Origin of the sequence: Bacteroides sp. (assembly GCF_029057325.1) — a bacterium.
In the GTDB taxonomy this organism is placed as follows: domain Bacteria; phylum Bacteroidota; class Bacteroidia; order Bacteroidales; family Bacteroidaceae; genus Bacteroides.
In genome coordinates this window covers 1-15508 of sequence record NZ_JAICZW010000035.1, presented here as the reverse complement: position 1 = coordinate 15508, position 15508 = coordinate 1, and the positions used below count along the sequence as shown (strand labels likewise).

Annotated in this window: 9 protein-coding genes and 1 tRNA gene; 6 read left to right on the top strand and 4 right to left on the bottom strand. The window is 47.5% G+C overall.

What is annotated here, in order from left to right; genetic code table 11:
- From K2G43_RS02345 to K2G43_RS02335, 3 genes are all read right to left on the bottom strand, one after another.
- A partial coding sequence (locus tag K2G43_RS02345; protein ID WP_300152868.1) for an ABC transporter permease occupies positions 1-1233 on the bottom strand: 1233 nt, incomplete at its 3' end.
- 12 nt (positions 1234-1245) lie between these two features.
- Complete coding sequence (locus K2G43_RS02340; protein WP_300152867.1) at positions 1246-2496, bottom strand: HlyD family efflux transporter periplasmic adaptor subunit; 1251 nt, start codon at positions 2494-2496, stop codon at positions 1246-1248.
- A 136-nt stretch (positions 2497-2632) separates the two neighbouring features.
- Positions 2633-4183 (bottom strand): TolC family protein, encoded by a 1551-nt coding sequence (locus K2G43_RS02335; protein ID WP_300152866.1) that lies wholly within the window; start codon positions 4181-4183, stop codon positions 2633-2635.
- Between the two features lie 353 nt (positions 4184-4536).
- Between K2G43_RS02335 and K2G43_RS02330 the strand changes: the two genes are divergently transcribed.
- On the top strand, positions 4537-5913 hold the full coding sequence (locus K2G43_RS02330) for a sigma-54 dependent transcriptional regulator (protein WP_297642877.1): 1377 nt from the start codon (positions 4537-4539) through the stop codon (positions 5911-5913).
- The gene (locus tag K2G43_RS02325) at positions 5910-6875 is read left to right on the top strand and encodes a HAMP domain-containing sensor histidine kinase (RefSeq protein ID WP_300152865.1); all 966 of its coding nucleotides are present in this window, start codon (positions 5910-5912) and stop codon (positions 6873-6875) included. Before K2G43_RS02330 ends, K2G43_RS02325 begins: the two co-directional genes overlap by 4 nt.
- Positions 6876-7547: 672 nt before the next feature.
- On the opposite strand, the gene K2G43_RS02320 is transcribed toward K2G43_RS02325, so the two are convergent.
- A complete protein-coding gene (locus K2G43_RS02320; RefSeq protein ID WP_297642879.1) occupies positions 7548-8486 on the bottom strand; it encodes a ribose-phosphate pyrophosphokinase in 939 nt (312 codons plus the stop codon).
- 179 nt (positions 8487-8665) lie between these two features.
- Between K2G43_RS02320 and K2G43_RS02315 the strand changes: the two genes are divergently transcribed.
- The 4 genes from K2G43_RS02315 to K2G43_RS02300 all read left to right on the top strand — a co-directional run bounded on the left by K2G43_RS02315 (position 8666) and on the right by K2G43_RS02300 (position 15325).
- Positions 8666-12946 carry a DUF5113 domain-containing protein gene (locus K2G43_RS02315; protein WP_300152869.1) on the top strand — a complete coding sequence of 1427 codons (4281 nt, stop codon included), beginning with the start codon at positions 8666-8668 and terminating at the stop codon, positions 12944-12946.
- Between the two features lie 2 nt (positions 12947-12948).
- A complete protein-coding gene (locus K2G43_RS02310) occupies positions 12949-13677 on the top strand; it encodes a DUF5932 domain-containing protein (protein ID WP_297642881.1) in 729 nt (242 codons plus the stop codon).
- The gene (locus K2G43_RS02305; protein WP_297642883.1) at positions 13667-15121 is read left to right on the top strand and encodes an AbgT family transporter; all 1455 of its coding nucleotides are present in this window, start codon (positions 13667-13669) and stop codon (positions 15119-15121) included. Before K2G43_RS02310 ends, K2G43_RS02305 begins: the two co-directional genes overlap by 11 nt.
- A gap of 130 nt (positions 15122-15251) precedes the next feature.
- Positions 15252-15325: transfer RNA gene (locus tag K2G43_RS02300), tRNA-Arg, on the top strand.
- The last annotated feature ends 183 nt before the right edge of the window (positions 15326-15508 follow it).

Here is a 15508-nt window from a genome sequence, read left to right as displayed (position 1 = left end):
GAATATAGTGACGGCATATTGGAAGCAGAGCAGCGTCAGACGCGACCGTGTGGAGAAGCGTGAGGATGCCAGTTCGCGGATGGAATTGACCGGATTGCCATAGCTGTAACGCAGGAACGGATAGAGCGTTGTCAGCAGCGGAAGTCCCCCGAGTACAACAGCAGACACTTTCCTGTCGAACCTCGAATCCGTCGCGATGGGGATGTAGAGTTCATTGAAGAAGAACGTTTTGCTAATTTCGATGAACGTCCAGCAAAGAAACAGCGCAAAGCCTGTCAGCAAGACGTTCTCGACATAGATTTGCAGGAAGATGTCACGCTTGCCTGCACCGAACACTTTCTTCACGCCAAACTCGCGAGAGCGCTTGGACATGATGACCGTATAGATGTTGATGAAATTCAGCAGCCCAATGATGCCCACCAAGAATGCCACTGCCAGCAACACCCGTATGTAGCTCTTGCTGCCATACCGGTAGTTATGGCTGTTGGAGCCGTGGTCGCTGTCGTAGTACCACTCTTTCAGCGGCAAGTATTGATAGCGCACCTTCTCGTAAGTGCTCCATTTGCTGCGAGGACGTTCTTGGAAATACTTCTCGTTCAGTCGCCTGATGTCCATGCCCGGTGTCATCAGCAGAGCGTAGATAGGCTGGTAGAAAAGGAATTCGTCCAATTCGTCCGACATGAACAGTTCCGGATTCCACGAAGTCTTGGTAGCCGGGTCATCCACAATGCCTACAATGGTAAATTTCTTCCGATTGGAGTTTTGGAAGGTGGCACCTATGACGTTTCTTCCTCCCAGCCGCTTTTCCCAAAAGGAACGGGTGATGATGACATCCCTTGGGCGGACAATCTTTCCGCTTCCGGCAATCACCTTGTAGGGAAAGAGTTTGAAGAAGGTGCTGTCCACGGAAAAGGCAGTCGTCCGAATCTCCTGCTTGCCGAACAGGAGTGCCATATCCGACTGCTGGTAAATCGCCGTATATTGTTCCACAGCAGGGTCTTCTTCCAATCCCGATTGGTAGCCTCCCATGAAGTGTTCGCCATTGCTGGCAAAGACTTTCACCATACAGATGCGATCGTACTCGGGAAAACAACGGTTCACCGTGTTTTCCTGATGGATGTATCGGGCAATGGTGAACACGCAGGCAAGGCTCAAGGCAAGCCCCAAGATATTGATCAGGGTATATGCCTTGAACTTCAGCAAGGTGCCTATGGCTAAAACTATTTGCTTCATGGTATTTCTATTTTATTTCAATATCAGCTTTTCCGCCTCCCCAAAGGTATCATATCCCGTCGTAATTACCCAATCTCCGGGCTGCAAACCTTCCGTCACCTCGTATTGTTGCGGATTCTGGCGACCGATGGCGAGCGGCACGCGCACGGCTTTGGTCTTCGAGTCATTCAGCTTGTAAATCCACTGGCCGCCGGTATTCTGGTAGAAGTTGCCGCGCGGAATGACAAGCGCCTCCTCCGGTTGTCCCAGCTCTATCTGCACCCGGAAGCTCTTGCCCACACGCACATTGTCGGGCATGTCGCCGGTAAAGACGAGGTCCACATCAAACGTGCGGTCCTTCACCTCGGGAACCACTTTCGTGATGCGCAGCGGATACTTCTTTCCCTGATAAAGGATGGTGGCCGGCAGCCCCGTGGTGATGCGGTCGATGTAGTATTCACTCAGGGCAGTGTGTACCTTGTACTGGTCCAGCACTTTGATTTCCGCGATGCTTTCGCCGGAAGAGACCTGCTGACCCGGAGTCACCCGGACGAAGCTGAGTTGCCCGGCGACGGGAGCCTTCACTACCAGATTGCCCAGACGTTCGCAGGCACGTTCGTACTTCTTCCGCTCCCTTTCGCGGTCGTTCCTGAGGAGGTCTTTGCGGATGATGGTGACGGCAGAGTCGTGCCGGAGGCTTTCGCGCTGAAGACGGGCATTCTTTACCTTATAATTATATTCGTCTTCGGAGACTTCGAGCTGCGCTTTGCTCTTGATGCCCATGCGGTACTCCTCTTGGTCCAGGGCGAAGCTCTTGCGCAGGCGGTCGAGGTCGTAATCGGTCTGCAAGGCCTGCTGTTGCAGGTTCAGGCTCTTCTGCTCCATCTCAATCTCCTTTTCGCGGTAGGTGATGAGCTGTTTCTCCCAGTCGTCGCGCTGGTCCTCGATGCTGCGCAGCAGGTCGGGGTTCTCCAGCACGAGGATGGTGTCTCCCTGCCGTAGCAGGCTTCCCTCCTCCCCGATGATGCGGTCCACGCTTCCGGCTTCACGGGCATTGATCTTGATGGTCAGGATGGGCTGAATCAGCCCCTCCACATCTACATACTCCATGAACTTGCCTTTTTTCACTTCGGCTATCTGGATGTTGTCCTGCTCGACGCGCAGCTTGCTGGGGCCGAGCGAAAGGGTGATGACATAAATCAGGAAGGCGAGGAAGGCTACGCCTGCTGCCAGGTAGTAGCGGTAACGGATGTACCAGGGTTTCTTTTCTATTTTAATATCCATGATGTATAGGCTTGATTGGGTTGATGTTTCGTGTTTATCAGGTTAAGAAGGCATCTTAGTATAGAATCAATCAGACTGATTCCATAAATCAGTCTGACTGATTTCTATTATCAGTGGGACTGATTTTATAAATCAATTAGGATGATTCCTCTTTAAGGTACGTTCTTTCCTGCGTTGAGGTACGGAGTTGGGGCGCCTCATGCAGCATATCCTTGTTGTTAATCACGTTTTCCAAGTCTTCCGTCAAGGTGATGCGCTTCTCGAAGTCATACAGCGTGATACTTCTCAGTGTGTAGTACAGGCTCCAGAAGTTGTGCAAGGCCGAGATGTAGTTCCGCCGGGCGGCATCCTTCTCGGTGACAGAGGCGTTCAAGTCGAGTATGGACGACTTCCCGAGCAGATAGAGCTTGCGCGCCACTTCAGCACGGCGCTGGGCGGTGTTGTCCGTGCGTGCGGCGATGCTGACGCGCTGCGCTTGCAGGTTGAACTGCTTGACGAGCTTGCGCACGTTCAGGTCGAAGTCCGTCTTGTCCTGCTCCACCTGTGTATGTACAAGGTCGCGGTTGGAGCGTGCCACGCGCACCTGTCCCCTGCCGCGTCCCCAGTCCAGGATGGGGAGGGTGATACCCAGGCTGACGTACTGCTGTTCCAACGGGTCGCGGTAGGCATCTTTCAGCTTGTCGGCCGTCTGCGTCAGGCCGAAGCGCAGGTAGATGTCCGCCTTTAGTCCGGCATTGGCCTTGGCGCGTGCCACGGCACTCTCGCTCTCCATTTTGCGGCGTAGCATGTTCTGAATCTCCGGGCTGTTTTCGTTGGCCAGCATCAAGGCGGTGCCCAGGTCGATGTGCAGGTCGGGCACTTCACTATCTATCTTCACCTGTAGCAGCAGGTCTTCCTGGATGCCGAGGTAAGAGCGAAGCTCCTGCATGCAGTTCTCCACCTCGATACGGGCGTTCATGCAGTTGGTCTCTTCGGTCAGCTTGTTCAGCTCCAGTTGCAACATCTCGTTCTCGCTGATGGTGCCGATGTTGTAGCGTCCTTGCGCATATATATATAAGGTGTCGGCATTGGCATAGTTGGCATTGGCGGTCTCGTAGTTGCTTTGTGCTTTGGCCAGGCTGAAAAACTTCTCCGTGGCACGGGCGGCCACCAGCTCCAGGGTCTCCACATACGTCTTTTTGGCTTCGCGGTAGCGGATAGGCTCGATGCGGCGGTCCCACTTCAGGCTGTTGTAGCCGAACAGGGATTGGCGGTAGCCGACGTTGATGGGCGAGGTCTGCCAGGAATAGGTGTCGCTACTGAAGAGGTCGAGTCGCTGCGCGGCAGTTTCTACGAAGAAGGTTCCTCCGGTCCAGGGCACGTTTTGGGTCAGGCTCAGGGTGAGGTCGGTGCTCAATAGGTTCTGCTCTACAAACTTGACGTTGCCGTCGCTCTGTGTCACCTTGTTGATGGCACGATCCAGATAAGGGTTGGAGGTCAGCGTAAGCGTGGGCAGGTAGTTGGCACAATAATACTTGTAGTTCCAATAGGCGGAACGGAGGCTGTGGCGAGCGTTCTGCGCGTCGGGCGACTGGCGGCGTGCCTGCTCGATGGTTTCTCCCAAGGTCAGTTCCAGCGTCTGTTCTTGTGCGAAGGCATCCGGCAGCAAGTGGAAGGCAATCCATAATAAAAGTATATTCCGTTGCATAGTTCGTTTTCTTTATTGTAGAAGAATCAAATACCGTGCCAAAGATGCAAGCATTTATATCACAATGATTTATAAAATAGCAAAGCATTACTATTGCGTGCACTATCGCACGAAAATAGTGCGATAGTGCACACACAATACATGAATATTATGTGTATCTTTGTCCCCCGAATGGTATATGCCTAATCAATGTAGGGCTGCACCTCGGTGCAGCCAAAATGTCGGCAACCAACATGTAAATGAATGCGGATGTATCAAAGTACATCCCTACAAAAAGTCGAATTTCATTGGGTAGGGAACTGAATCGTTACATCAGTGAATCTAAATATAAGTGGAATATACATTATATATAAATGGAACAATTAGGCAAAATTTTAATCGTAGATGACAACGAAGATGTCCTCTTCGCCTTGAATCTCCTTCTCGAACCATACGCCGAGAAGGTGAAGGTAGCCGTGACCCCCGAACGCATCGAGTACTTCATGAACACCTTTCAGCCGGACATCATTCTGCTGGATATGAATTTCAGCCGTGATGCCATCAGCGGGCAGGAAGGCTTCGACAGCCTGAAACAGATTCTAACCATCGACCCGCAGGCAGTAGTCATCTTCATGACTGCCTACGCAGACACGGACAAGGCAGTGCGTGCCATCAAGGCGGGTGCCACAGACTTCATCCCCAAACCGTGGGAGAAAGAGAAACTGCTTGCCACCCTCTCTTCCGGCATGAAGCTACGCCGTTCACAGACAGAAATCAGCCTGCTGAAAGAACAGGTGGAGGTGTTAAGCAACGCCACGGCAGGAGGTTCTGAAGAGAGAATCATAGGCGATTCTCCCGTCATGCAGCAAGTCTTCTCCACCGTAGAGAAGTTGCGCGACACGGATGCTAACATCCTTATATTGGGTGAAAATGGAACCGGGAAAGACGTCATTGCCCACCTGCTCTACCGCAATTCGCCCCGTTATGGCAAACCCTTTGTCACGATAGATTTGGGCAGCATCCCCGAACAATTGTTTGAAAGCGAATTGTTCGGCTACGAAAAAGGTGCCTTCACCGACGCACGGAAAGCAAAGGCGGGACGCATGGAGGTAGCAACCGGTGGCACGCTGTTTCTGGACGAGATAGGCAACCTCTCCCTACCCATGCAGGCAAAGCTGCTGACCGCTATCGAAAAACGTTGCATCAGCCGATTAGGCAGTACGCAAACCTTGCCCATTGATGTACGGCTCATCTGCGCCACCAATGCCGACATCCGCCGGCTGGTGGACGAAGGAGCTTTCCGCCAAGACCTGCTCTACCGCATCAATACCATCGAACTCCACATCCCTCCCCTACGAGAACGCGGAAACGACATCCTGCTGCTTGCCGAGCACTTCCTGCAACGCTATGCCCGCAAGTACCAGAAGGAGATGCGCGGACTGACCCGTGAGGTGAAACAGAAACTGCTGAAATATGCCTGGCCGGGCAATGTGCGCGAGTTGCAGCACACCATGGAACGGGCCGTGATATTGGGTGACGGCGCCATGCTCCGACCGGAGAACTTCGTGTTCCATACTTCGGCTTCCCGTCCGAAGAAGGAAGAGACGGAAGTCCTCAACCTGGAACAGCTGGAACGGCAGGCGGTGGAACGCGCCATGCGGCTCAGCGAAGGTAACGTGACCCGTGCCGCCGAATACTTAGGCATCACCCGCTTCGCCCTTTATCGGAAACTTGAAAAATTAGGCTTATGAGACGGTATTCATGGATTGTGGCGCTGCACATCATCGGCATCGCCTTGCTCTCGGTCGGCATCTACCTGCTGGCAAAAGCAGAGTTGTGGTTCAGCGCCGGGATGTCTTTCCTGATATGGCTGGCAATAGCCATCCACCTGTACCGCCTGCAAATGATGCAGGTGCGCATGATGCGCCACCTTGCCGAAAGCCTGCGCTACGACGACATGATGCTCTCCTTCCGTTCTCCCTACAAGAACCGCTCGATGGAGGAGATGGTGGACGAACTTTCCGAAGCGATGAAGAACTTCCGTACCCGCATCCTGGAGCGCAACGAGATGGAAGCCTGGCAAAAGCTGATACGGGTGCTGACCCACGAAATCATGAACTCCATCACTCCCATCATCTCCCTTTCCGAAACTCTGAGCGAACGGGAACTCAACGAAAAGAATTATCCCGTGCTGCGACAAGGCATGCAGGCCATCCATCGGCGCAGCAAGGGCTTGCTGGAATTTGTGGAGAACTACCGGAAACTGACCAGACTCCCCGCCCCCGTCCGCCGTCCGGTCTCCGTCCGCGAGCTGTTGCAAGACTTGCAGAAACTTTTCCCCGAAACGTACATCCACATCGAACTTCCCGAAACCGACCGCACGCTCCAGATAGACCGGTCGCAGATAGAACAGGTGCTGATTAACCTGCTCAAGAACGCCAAAGAGGCTTGCGGTAAGAAGGCCTCTCCCCGGATAGAAGTGAAGATGCAGCCCGTCTTCTCCTGGCAATGCCTTATCACCGTCAGCGACAACGGCGATGGCATCCTGCCGGAAGTACAAGACAAGATTTTTGTCCCCTTCTTCACCACCAAACCTTCCGGTTCGGGTATCGGACTCAGTCTATGCAAACAGGTAATGAACCGGCACGGCGGGAACATCACAGTGCAGTCTGTCGTGGGAAAAGGAAGTTGCTTCACATTGTTGTTCGGATAAGCCGGGAAATTTCCGAAGTATGCAAGATCACTTCAAAACATAACGGAACACGTGTTTACCAACACCTCACATTTTTGCCTGACAGAAAGTGAACGGCTCATTTAAGAGAGTGAGAGGAGTTAAAAGGAGTTATCAGCCGACCGTAAATGAAAAAGCCGTGTACCGGAATTGCAAAATATTAAAATCTACAGAGAGATTCGATTATCACTTTGCGACAATTCTTCTTACTCTCCCGAAATATCCGCTGACCCGCGAAAGTGGAAAGCACAAGGTAAGAACACAGAATAAATGTCTGTTTTTTTGTGGGGTCCTACCCTACACTAAAAAACACAAGTTCAAAGAAAATTATACGGAATATTCCTCAGACACAACTTTCTCATTGAACGAAATTAGGAGTTAAAAGGGGGTGGAGGTGTGTCAAAAACGAAAAGGGACCGACATAATGATAGATTTTAGGCACGGATTACACGGAATTTCACGGATTAATCAAGAAGAAAACCGTGTAAATCCGTGTAATTCCGTGCCTAAAAGAAAGCGAAATGCATGTTTTGACACATCTACGAGTAAAAACCGTGTCCCTCAGAGAATAAAAAGAATAAAGGCTACGCAAGGTTCGTTTGAATGAACTGCGCAGCCTTTATTCTTTTTATACCTACTTTCTAAACTTTACATTTAGATAATGTATTGCGAGCTGATTGATTCGTTGTTCATCACTCTCCGGATGGTTTCAGCAAACATATCGGCAATGCTAAGTTGTTTCACCTTATCACATTTCTTGGAATAAGGAATGCTGTCGGTAAACACCATTTCGACCAATGCGGACTCTTGTACACGGAAAGAAGCGGGGTCGGACATTACACAATGGCTGGCAATGGCACGAACAGACTTCGCACCGCCTTCCAACATAACGTTGGCTGCCTTGGTTATTGTACCGGCTGTATCTACGATATCGTCCACCAATACTACATTCTTGTCTTTTACATCACCAATAATCTGCATCGTGGCAACGACATTTGCCTTTTCACGAGTTTTGTTGCACAATACCAATGGTACCCCTAAATATTTAGAGAATGTGCTGGCACGCTTTGAACCGCCCACGTCAGGAGTAGCAATTACCAAATCGGGCAAATTCAAGGATTCAATATAGGGGAGGAATACTGTTGAAGCATATAAATGATCCACCGGAATATTGAAGAAACCTTGGATTTGGTCAGCGTGAAGATCCATTGTAATCAAACGGTCAATACCGGCCACGGAAAGCAGGTCAGCCACCAGTTTTGCACCGATGGATACACGAGGCTTATCTTTTCTGTCCTGACGTGCCCAACCGAAGTAAGGGATAACGGCTACAATGCTTTTTGCCGATGCCCTTTTAGCAGCATCAACCATCAGCAGAAGTTCCATCAGATTGTCAGAATTAGGGAAGGTTGATTGAACCAGAAATACATGCGAGCCACGAATGGACTCTTCGTAAGATACAGCGAACTCACCATCGGCAAAATGGGTGATGTTCATCTTTCCCAAAGGACAATTAAGGCTAGCGCAGATTTTTTCTGCAAGGTATCTCGAATTTGTTCCAGAGAATACCATAAAAGGTGCTTTTTCGCTCATTTGTATAATAGATGTTACCTATTTTGTTAATTTGTAGGCAAAGGTATGAAATTCCCGTTACATAAAGCAATAGTTATTGTAGAAAAAATATTTTTCTTTCACAGAATTATTTGTAGCTTTGCTTTATGAAACGATTTTTTGTGATATGGCTTTGTTGGGTGCTATACTTTGGGATTACAATGGTTTCGTGCGTAGGCACGGCACCTATGAAGGAAATGCGTCTGGTCGATTCCCTTAATCAAATGGCATACGCTTATCGTTATAAAGACTTGGATTCTTCTTACTATGCCGCACTGAGAGCCAGCCAGGAGGTCAGTCTGTATAAGCAGGGGTATGCCGAAGCGTATAACAATTTAGGGTTCTGCGCTTTTATGCGCATGGATTTTGAGCAGGCGGAAAAGTACCATACCACTGTCTATTCGTTGACAAAGAATGAACTGGAACTGCTCATTGCGGATATCGGGCTGATGAAGATTTACCAGCGGACTGCTTTGAACAAGGAGTTCTACGATTATCGCAACAGTGCCTTGCGCCGCATCAAGAGGATAGCGGAGGATGACAACCTTTTTACGGATAAACACGAACGGATGCGCTTGAGCTATGCCCATTCGGAGTTTCATATTGTGTCTGCCGTTTACTATTATTATTTGCAGCAACGTCCGGAAGCGATGGTCTCTATCCGACAAGCGATGGAGAACCGCGAACTATCGACCGACACCAACCAGTTGCTTTATTATCATTATATAAAAGGATCTGCCGCATTGTGTGAAGGAGAGACTGCGGATGAACGCAGATTGCGTGAATTTGACGAACTTTACACCACTTGGCGATTGGCGTCAAAAAAGGGGTATCACTATTTTGAAGGAAATGGGGTGCAGGGACTTGCCAATCTGATGGTTTCACCAGATAATTATGAGTTTTTTCGAGATCACCGTCCGCACGTGCTGACACAGTTTGGTGTACCGGTAGATTCCCTGCTTCCGATGAGATTGGGGCAATTGGCTTTGCAGAAGTTCCGTCAATACAATGATTTATATCAGATTGCAGGAGCATACGTTTCCATTGGGAAATACCTGAATGCGCATGGCAACTATTCGGTGGCATTGGATACATTGAAACAGGCTTTAGAATGTGTAAACGATCATCATCGTTATTTCTATAATTGTCACGACAGCCTCGATTGGCTGAAAACATTCGACCGACGAGATATGATTTGTGCGGAGAAAGTATGGATGGAACATAAATTGAAGACTGTGCCCGAATGGATTTCCCGCATTCGTGAACAACTGAGCGTATCGTATGCGGGGCTTGGAAGAAAAGAAGAATCGGACTACAACCGGAACATCTATCTGGATATTCTGGAAGATACCCGCCAGGACAAGGAGTTGGAAAGCCGTTATCAGGCATTGGAAAAGGAATCGGAACAACTGAATCTGTTACTCTCATTGGTAGGCTTCGGTTTTGTGCTTCTATTTATCTTCTTTTGGCTTTTCAATCAGCGCTCAAAACAACGAAACAAGACGAATCTTCATCGACTGCAACTGATATTGGATGTCTGCCAGACGATTACAAGTTCGATTCCAACCGATGCACAAACCGAAAGTGAGATTGTAAATGCCATTCAGGAAGCGGTATGCCCCAAATTGGAAGAGCTTTTCGGAGTTAGAGGAATTCGAATCGAAAACGGGCAATTACTCCTACCTCATCGGATGGGAAAGGACGAATCGACTATGGTGAATGTGATAACTCCCTATATCCAATGGGCGCTTGACAATGGCACAACTTCAATTTCTTTGGGGGACGAACGGCGCAGACTGGAAAAGCAACGCTATATTCACGAACGACACATTGCCGACAACAAACGACAAAATCTGATAAAAAAGACATGTATATCTATTGTAAATGGCATTCATCCCTATATAGACCGTATTATCAACGAAGTACACAAACTGACACGGAAGGGATTTATTAATGATGAACGGATAAAAACGGAAAAGTACCAGTACATTGATGAACTGGTGACAGCCATCAATGAATATAACGATATTCTCGCTCTGTGGATTAAAATGAAACAAGGAACGCTCAGTCTGAATATCGAGACCTTTGAACTGAACGAACTATTCGACTTGATAAGAAAAGGTAACCGCGCCTTTGAAATGAAACAACAACAATTAGAGGTACAACCTACGGATGTCCGGATAAAAGCAGACAGGGCATTGACATTGTTTATGATAAATACACTGGCGGAGAACGCGCGCAAATATACCCCACAAGGAGGAACCGTGAAGATCTATGCGAGGCAGAAAGAAACCTACGTGGAAATCTCGGTAGAGGACAACGGATGCGGATTGTCGGCAGAGGATGTGGCACATATTGTAGGCGAAAAGGTATATGACTCGAGAGCTATCGGAATGAATGACATTTCTGATAAAGATGAATTGAGGAAAAACAAAGGGAGTGGTTTCGGCCTGATGAACTGCAAAGGCATCATTGAGAAATATCGCAAGACAAATGACTTGTTCAGGGTCTGCCTGTTCAATGTGGAAAGTACATTGGGCAAAGGAAGTCGTTTCTATTTCCGTTTGCCAATTGGTATGGGGAAAATGATGTCGGTTTTATACCTGTGCTTGACTTTAGGGCTCTCTTCGTGTCATCAAGTGAAAAACAATGATATTGCAGACGTTGTACCGGACTCTTTGACAATGGCAGAACAGAATGAATATGAACGGTTATTGGATATAGCCTCCGACTATGCCAACGAAGCCTACTATTGCAATGTGGACGAAGAGTATGAGATGGCCTTACAATATGTAGATTCGGCCATGTACTGCCTGAACAGGCATTACGAACAATATGCGCCCCTTCCGCATCGGTATATGACACTAGCGGGAGACGGAACACCGGCAGAGCTGGACTGGTGGAACCAAATGTTTAACTCGGACTTTCATGTGGTATTGGATATCAGGAATGAAGCAGCCATTTCATTCCTCGCATTGAAGCAATGGGAAGATTATAGTTATAATAATACGGCCTACACGACTTTGTACAAGCTATTAGGAGAAGACCAATCATTGGAAGAGTATTGCCGGCAGTTAGAGCGTTCCACCAATAACAAATTGGTTGGCATTCTATTGACTTGTGTCTTATTGCTCGCTCTGTTGTTAGGATACTATATTCTATATTTCCGCAAGCGGCTGGTCAACCGTTGGAATCTGGAACAAGTGTTGGAGATAAACGAGAAAGTATTCACAGCATCTCTGACACCTGTTGTGGAAATGGAAGAAGCGCTACAACAGGAAGAATATAGTTTGAAGGAGATACCGTTGCAAATTGTGAACCAGGCTTTTGATGCAGTAAACGAACTTCTTAGTATTGACAGGCTTTCCATTGCCATTTATAATGAGACAACCCGTCAGTTGGAATATACTTCCAATCCGATGGAAAATGGTGCACTTGAAGAAAACAGTGTGCGGAAAGCATTGGTGAAGCAGTGTTTTGAAGAACAAGTGTATCTGTCGGAGGGCGGTATGCAAGCGTTGCCACTGGCGGCTGATGTCGGAGGGACTTGCCGATGCATTGGTGTGCTATGCTTGGAACGCAGAGTAAGCACGGAACAAGAGACGGACCATCTGCTGCTGGAACTGATAGCACGCTATATCGCCATTGTCGTATTCAACGCGGTGGTGAAACTTGCCACTAAATATCGTGATATCGAGATAGCACGGGATGAGGCACTACGTGCTTCGTGGGAAGACAGTTTGCTGCACGTGCAAAACATGGTGTTGGATAATTGCCTTTCTACCATCAAACACGAGACGATTTATTATCCGAACAGGATAAAACAACTAATAGGCAGGTTGCGATCGGAACAATTGGATGAAGCCGAAGAACAGGAAAAGATTATCGCTATCAGCGAATTGATAGAGTATTATAAGGGCATCTTTACGATACTTAGCTCGTGCGCTTCCCGCCAATTGGAAGAAGTCGTTTTCCGACGCACCGTTATCGCTGTACCCGAACTAACCGATGCAGCCGAGAAATATTTCAGGAAAAAGAACAAGGCTCCTATTGATTTCAGGGTGCAGACCATAGACTGTCGGATTATAGGAGACAAGAATCTGTTATGCATTTTGTTTGAGAATCTGATAGATGAAGTTCTTTCCGTTTCTCAAGCGGGAGATGTGATTCTGAAAGTAGAGGAAAACGGTGCATTTGTACGTTTCTCGTTCACGGATATGCGCAGAGAGAAATCAGAGGAGGAATTGAATCAATTGTTTTATCCACATCTGTCACGTATGGCGGCAGGTGAAAGAGGAGAACTACGTGGAACGGAATACTTGGTTTGCAAACAGATTATTCGTGACCACGACGAATTTGCCGGACGCCGGGGATGCCGTATTAATGCAGAACCAGGAACGGAAGGAGGTTTTACTATATATTTTACACTACCGAAAAAATGAATATGGAAGACAAGAAATTTAAAGTTATCATCGTTGAAGATGTCAAATTGGAATTGAAAGGTACAGAAGAGATTTTCCGGCACGAGATTCCTGATGCGGAGATTATCGGAACAGCTATGACCGAACAGGAGTTTTGGACGTTGATGGAAGCCGGAGTTCCCGACCTTGTTTTATTGGATTTGGGGTTAGGAGGATCAACCACCATAGGAGTGGATATTTGCCGCAACATATTCAAGCGCTATCCGGGAGTGCATGTCCTGATATTCACCGGAGAAATTCTAAACGAGAAGTTGTGGGTTGACGTACTTGACGCCGGTGCCGACGGTATTATTCTGAAAACCGGAGAACTGCTTACCAAAACCGATGTACAAGCGGTAATGGATGGTAAGAAACTGGTCTTCAATTATCCTATACTGGAGAAGATTGTGGAGCGTTTCAAGAAATCCGTATGGAACGATGCCAAACGCCAAGAAGCCATCATCAGTTATGACATTGATGAATACGACGAACGTTTTCTTCGCCATTTGGCATTGGGTTATACAAAAGAGATGATTGCTAACCTGAAAGGAATGCCATTTGGAGTCAAGTCTTTGGAGAAACGTCAGAACGATTTGATAGGACGCCTTTTCCAACCTGCTGAGAAGACAGGGGTGAATGCCACCCGTTTGGTAGTACGTGCATTGGAACTTCGAATCTTGAACATTGATAACTTAGAAGCCGATGATGAATAAACTTCGTATGCCACATCCGGCCACGATGTTCTTTCTACTGACGCTGGCAGTCATCGTTCTGTCGTGGATATTTGATGTCTATGGGCTGAGTGTGCTGCAACCGCAAACCGGAGAAGAGATATGTGTACAAAGCTTGTTAAGTCCGGAAGGCATACGTTGGTTGTTGCGCCATGTGGTAAGCAATTTTACAGGATTTGCGCCATTGGGACTGGTGATTGTGGCAATGTTCGGTATAGGCGTAGCGCAACATTCGGGTTTCATTGATGCCTGCATTCGTAAAAGAGTCCGAAACAAGCAAAATGCCGGACGTATTATTCTCGGGATAATCATTTCGGGGTTGCTATCCAATGTCGTAGGAGATGCAGGATACATTATGCTGTTGCCTATAGCCGCTATGTTGTTTCAATTCGCCGGGCTTCATCCTATTGGTGGAATTGTCACCGCGTATGTTTCTGTGTCTTGCGGCTATAGTGCCAATCTGTTTTTGAGCACGTTAGATCCGATGATTGCTACAACTACGCAGGAAGTGGCTGATGCGTCAAATATCTATCCGGGACAAGCAGGTCCTTTGTGCAATTACTATTTTCTGTTTATGTCAACGTTTCTGCTTGCATTTATCATTTACTTTATTACCCGTAGAAGACTCTTACCTCGTTTGGGCAAATACAAAGGCGATGTCCGTTTCATCGGATATAAACAATTATCCCGAAAAGAACGGCGTGCGATGATTGGTGCATTTATTGTAGGGGCATTGTACATGGCTGTTGTTCTATGGACAACCTTTTCTTCCAAGGGAATACTGCGTAGTGCCAACGGCGGATTAATTCATTCTCCATTTATTGTCGGCATTTTGTTCCTGCTCTCTTTGGGTATAGGATTGATGGGAATGGTATATGGATTTGCATCCGGCCGCTATCGTACGGACAGCGATGTCATAGAAGGACTGACACAACCGATGCAATTGCTTGGTGCATATTTTGTGATAGCATTCTTTGCCTCACAGATGTTTGCTTGTTTTGAGTATTCACATTTGGACAAATGTATTGCCATTATGGGAGCGAACATGCTTTCGGTTGTAGGTTTGAATAGTTTGTGGATATTGATATTATTTATCTTATTCACGGCATTGGTTAATCTCATAATAACATCAGCTACAGCCAAATGGGCATTTATGTCTTTCATATTTATTCCGGTATTGGCGGACAAGGGAATTTCACCGGATATGGTTCAATGCGCCTTCCGCATCGGTGATAGTGCCACCAATGCCATTACTCCATTTTTATTCTACCTTCCTCTTGTGCTGACGTATATGCAACAATATGATAAAGATTCCACGTATGGGTCGCTATTGAAATATACTTGGAGATATTCATTGGCGATACTAATAACTTGGACAACATTATTTATCTGTTGGTATATCAGCGGATTACCATTAGGATTGTAGCGTAAGGAGGATGACAAACTTGAGGCAGATACTCCTTACCATATATTTTTTCTCTGCCTACATGATATTTTTTACACGAAAAATTTGCTATGTTCACAAAAAAGCGTACCTTTGCACCGCAATTAAGGATGGTTCCGTAGCTCAGCTGGATAGAGCAACGCCCTTCTAAGGCGTGGGTCTTGCGTTCGAATCGCAACGGAATCACAACAAAAAAGAGAAGCTAATTCATTCATTCTTAAATGATTAGTTTCTCTTTCCTTTTTAGGACTTTTCATTTTATAGATTAAAAAAAAGGATTTTCAGTCCAAAAATGGGGTCAGCGGATATTTCTGGTTGGTATCCATTTCCTTTATGCGTACAAAGTAGCCAATCTGAACATGAAGAACT

What these genes read in the sequence shown, in the direction of transcription:
- K2G43_RS02340 (WP_300152867.1), bottom strand. Translation starts at nt 2,496, where the DNA reads ATGGATATTAAAATAGAAAAGAAACCCTGGTACATCCGTTACCGCTAC.
- K2G43_RS02335 (WP_300152866.1), bottom strand. Translation starts at nt 4,183, where the DNA reads ATGCAACGGAATATACTTTTATTATGGATTGCCTTCCACTTGCTGCCG.
- K2G43_RS02330 (WP_297642877.1), top strand. Translation starts at nt 4,537, where the DNA reads ATGGAACAATTAGGCAAAATTTTAATCGTAGATGACAACGAAGATGTC.
- K2G43_RS02325 (WP_300152865.1), top strand. Translation starts at nt 5,910, where the DNA reads ATGAGACGGTATTCATGGATTGTGGCGCTGCACATCATCGGCATCGCC.
- K2G43_RS02320 (WP_297642879.1), bottom strand. Translation starts at nt 8,486, where the DNA reads ATGAGCGAAAAAGCACCTTTTATGGTATTCTCTGGAACAAATTCGAGA.
- K2G43_RS02315 (WP_300152869.1), top strand. Translation starts at nt 8,666, where the DNA reads ATGGTTTCGTGCGTAGGCACGGCACCTATGAAGGAAATGCGTCTGGTC.
- K2G43_RS02310 (WP_297642881.1), top strand. Translation starts at nt 12,949, where the DNA reads ATGGAAGACAAGAAATTTAAAGTTATCATCGTTGAAGATGTCAAATTG.
- K2G43_RS02305 (WP_297642883.1), top strand. Translation starts at nt 13,667, where the DNA reads ATGATGAATAAACTTCGTATGCCACATCCGGCCACGATGTTCTTTCTA.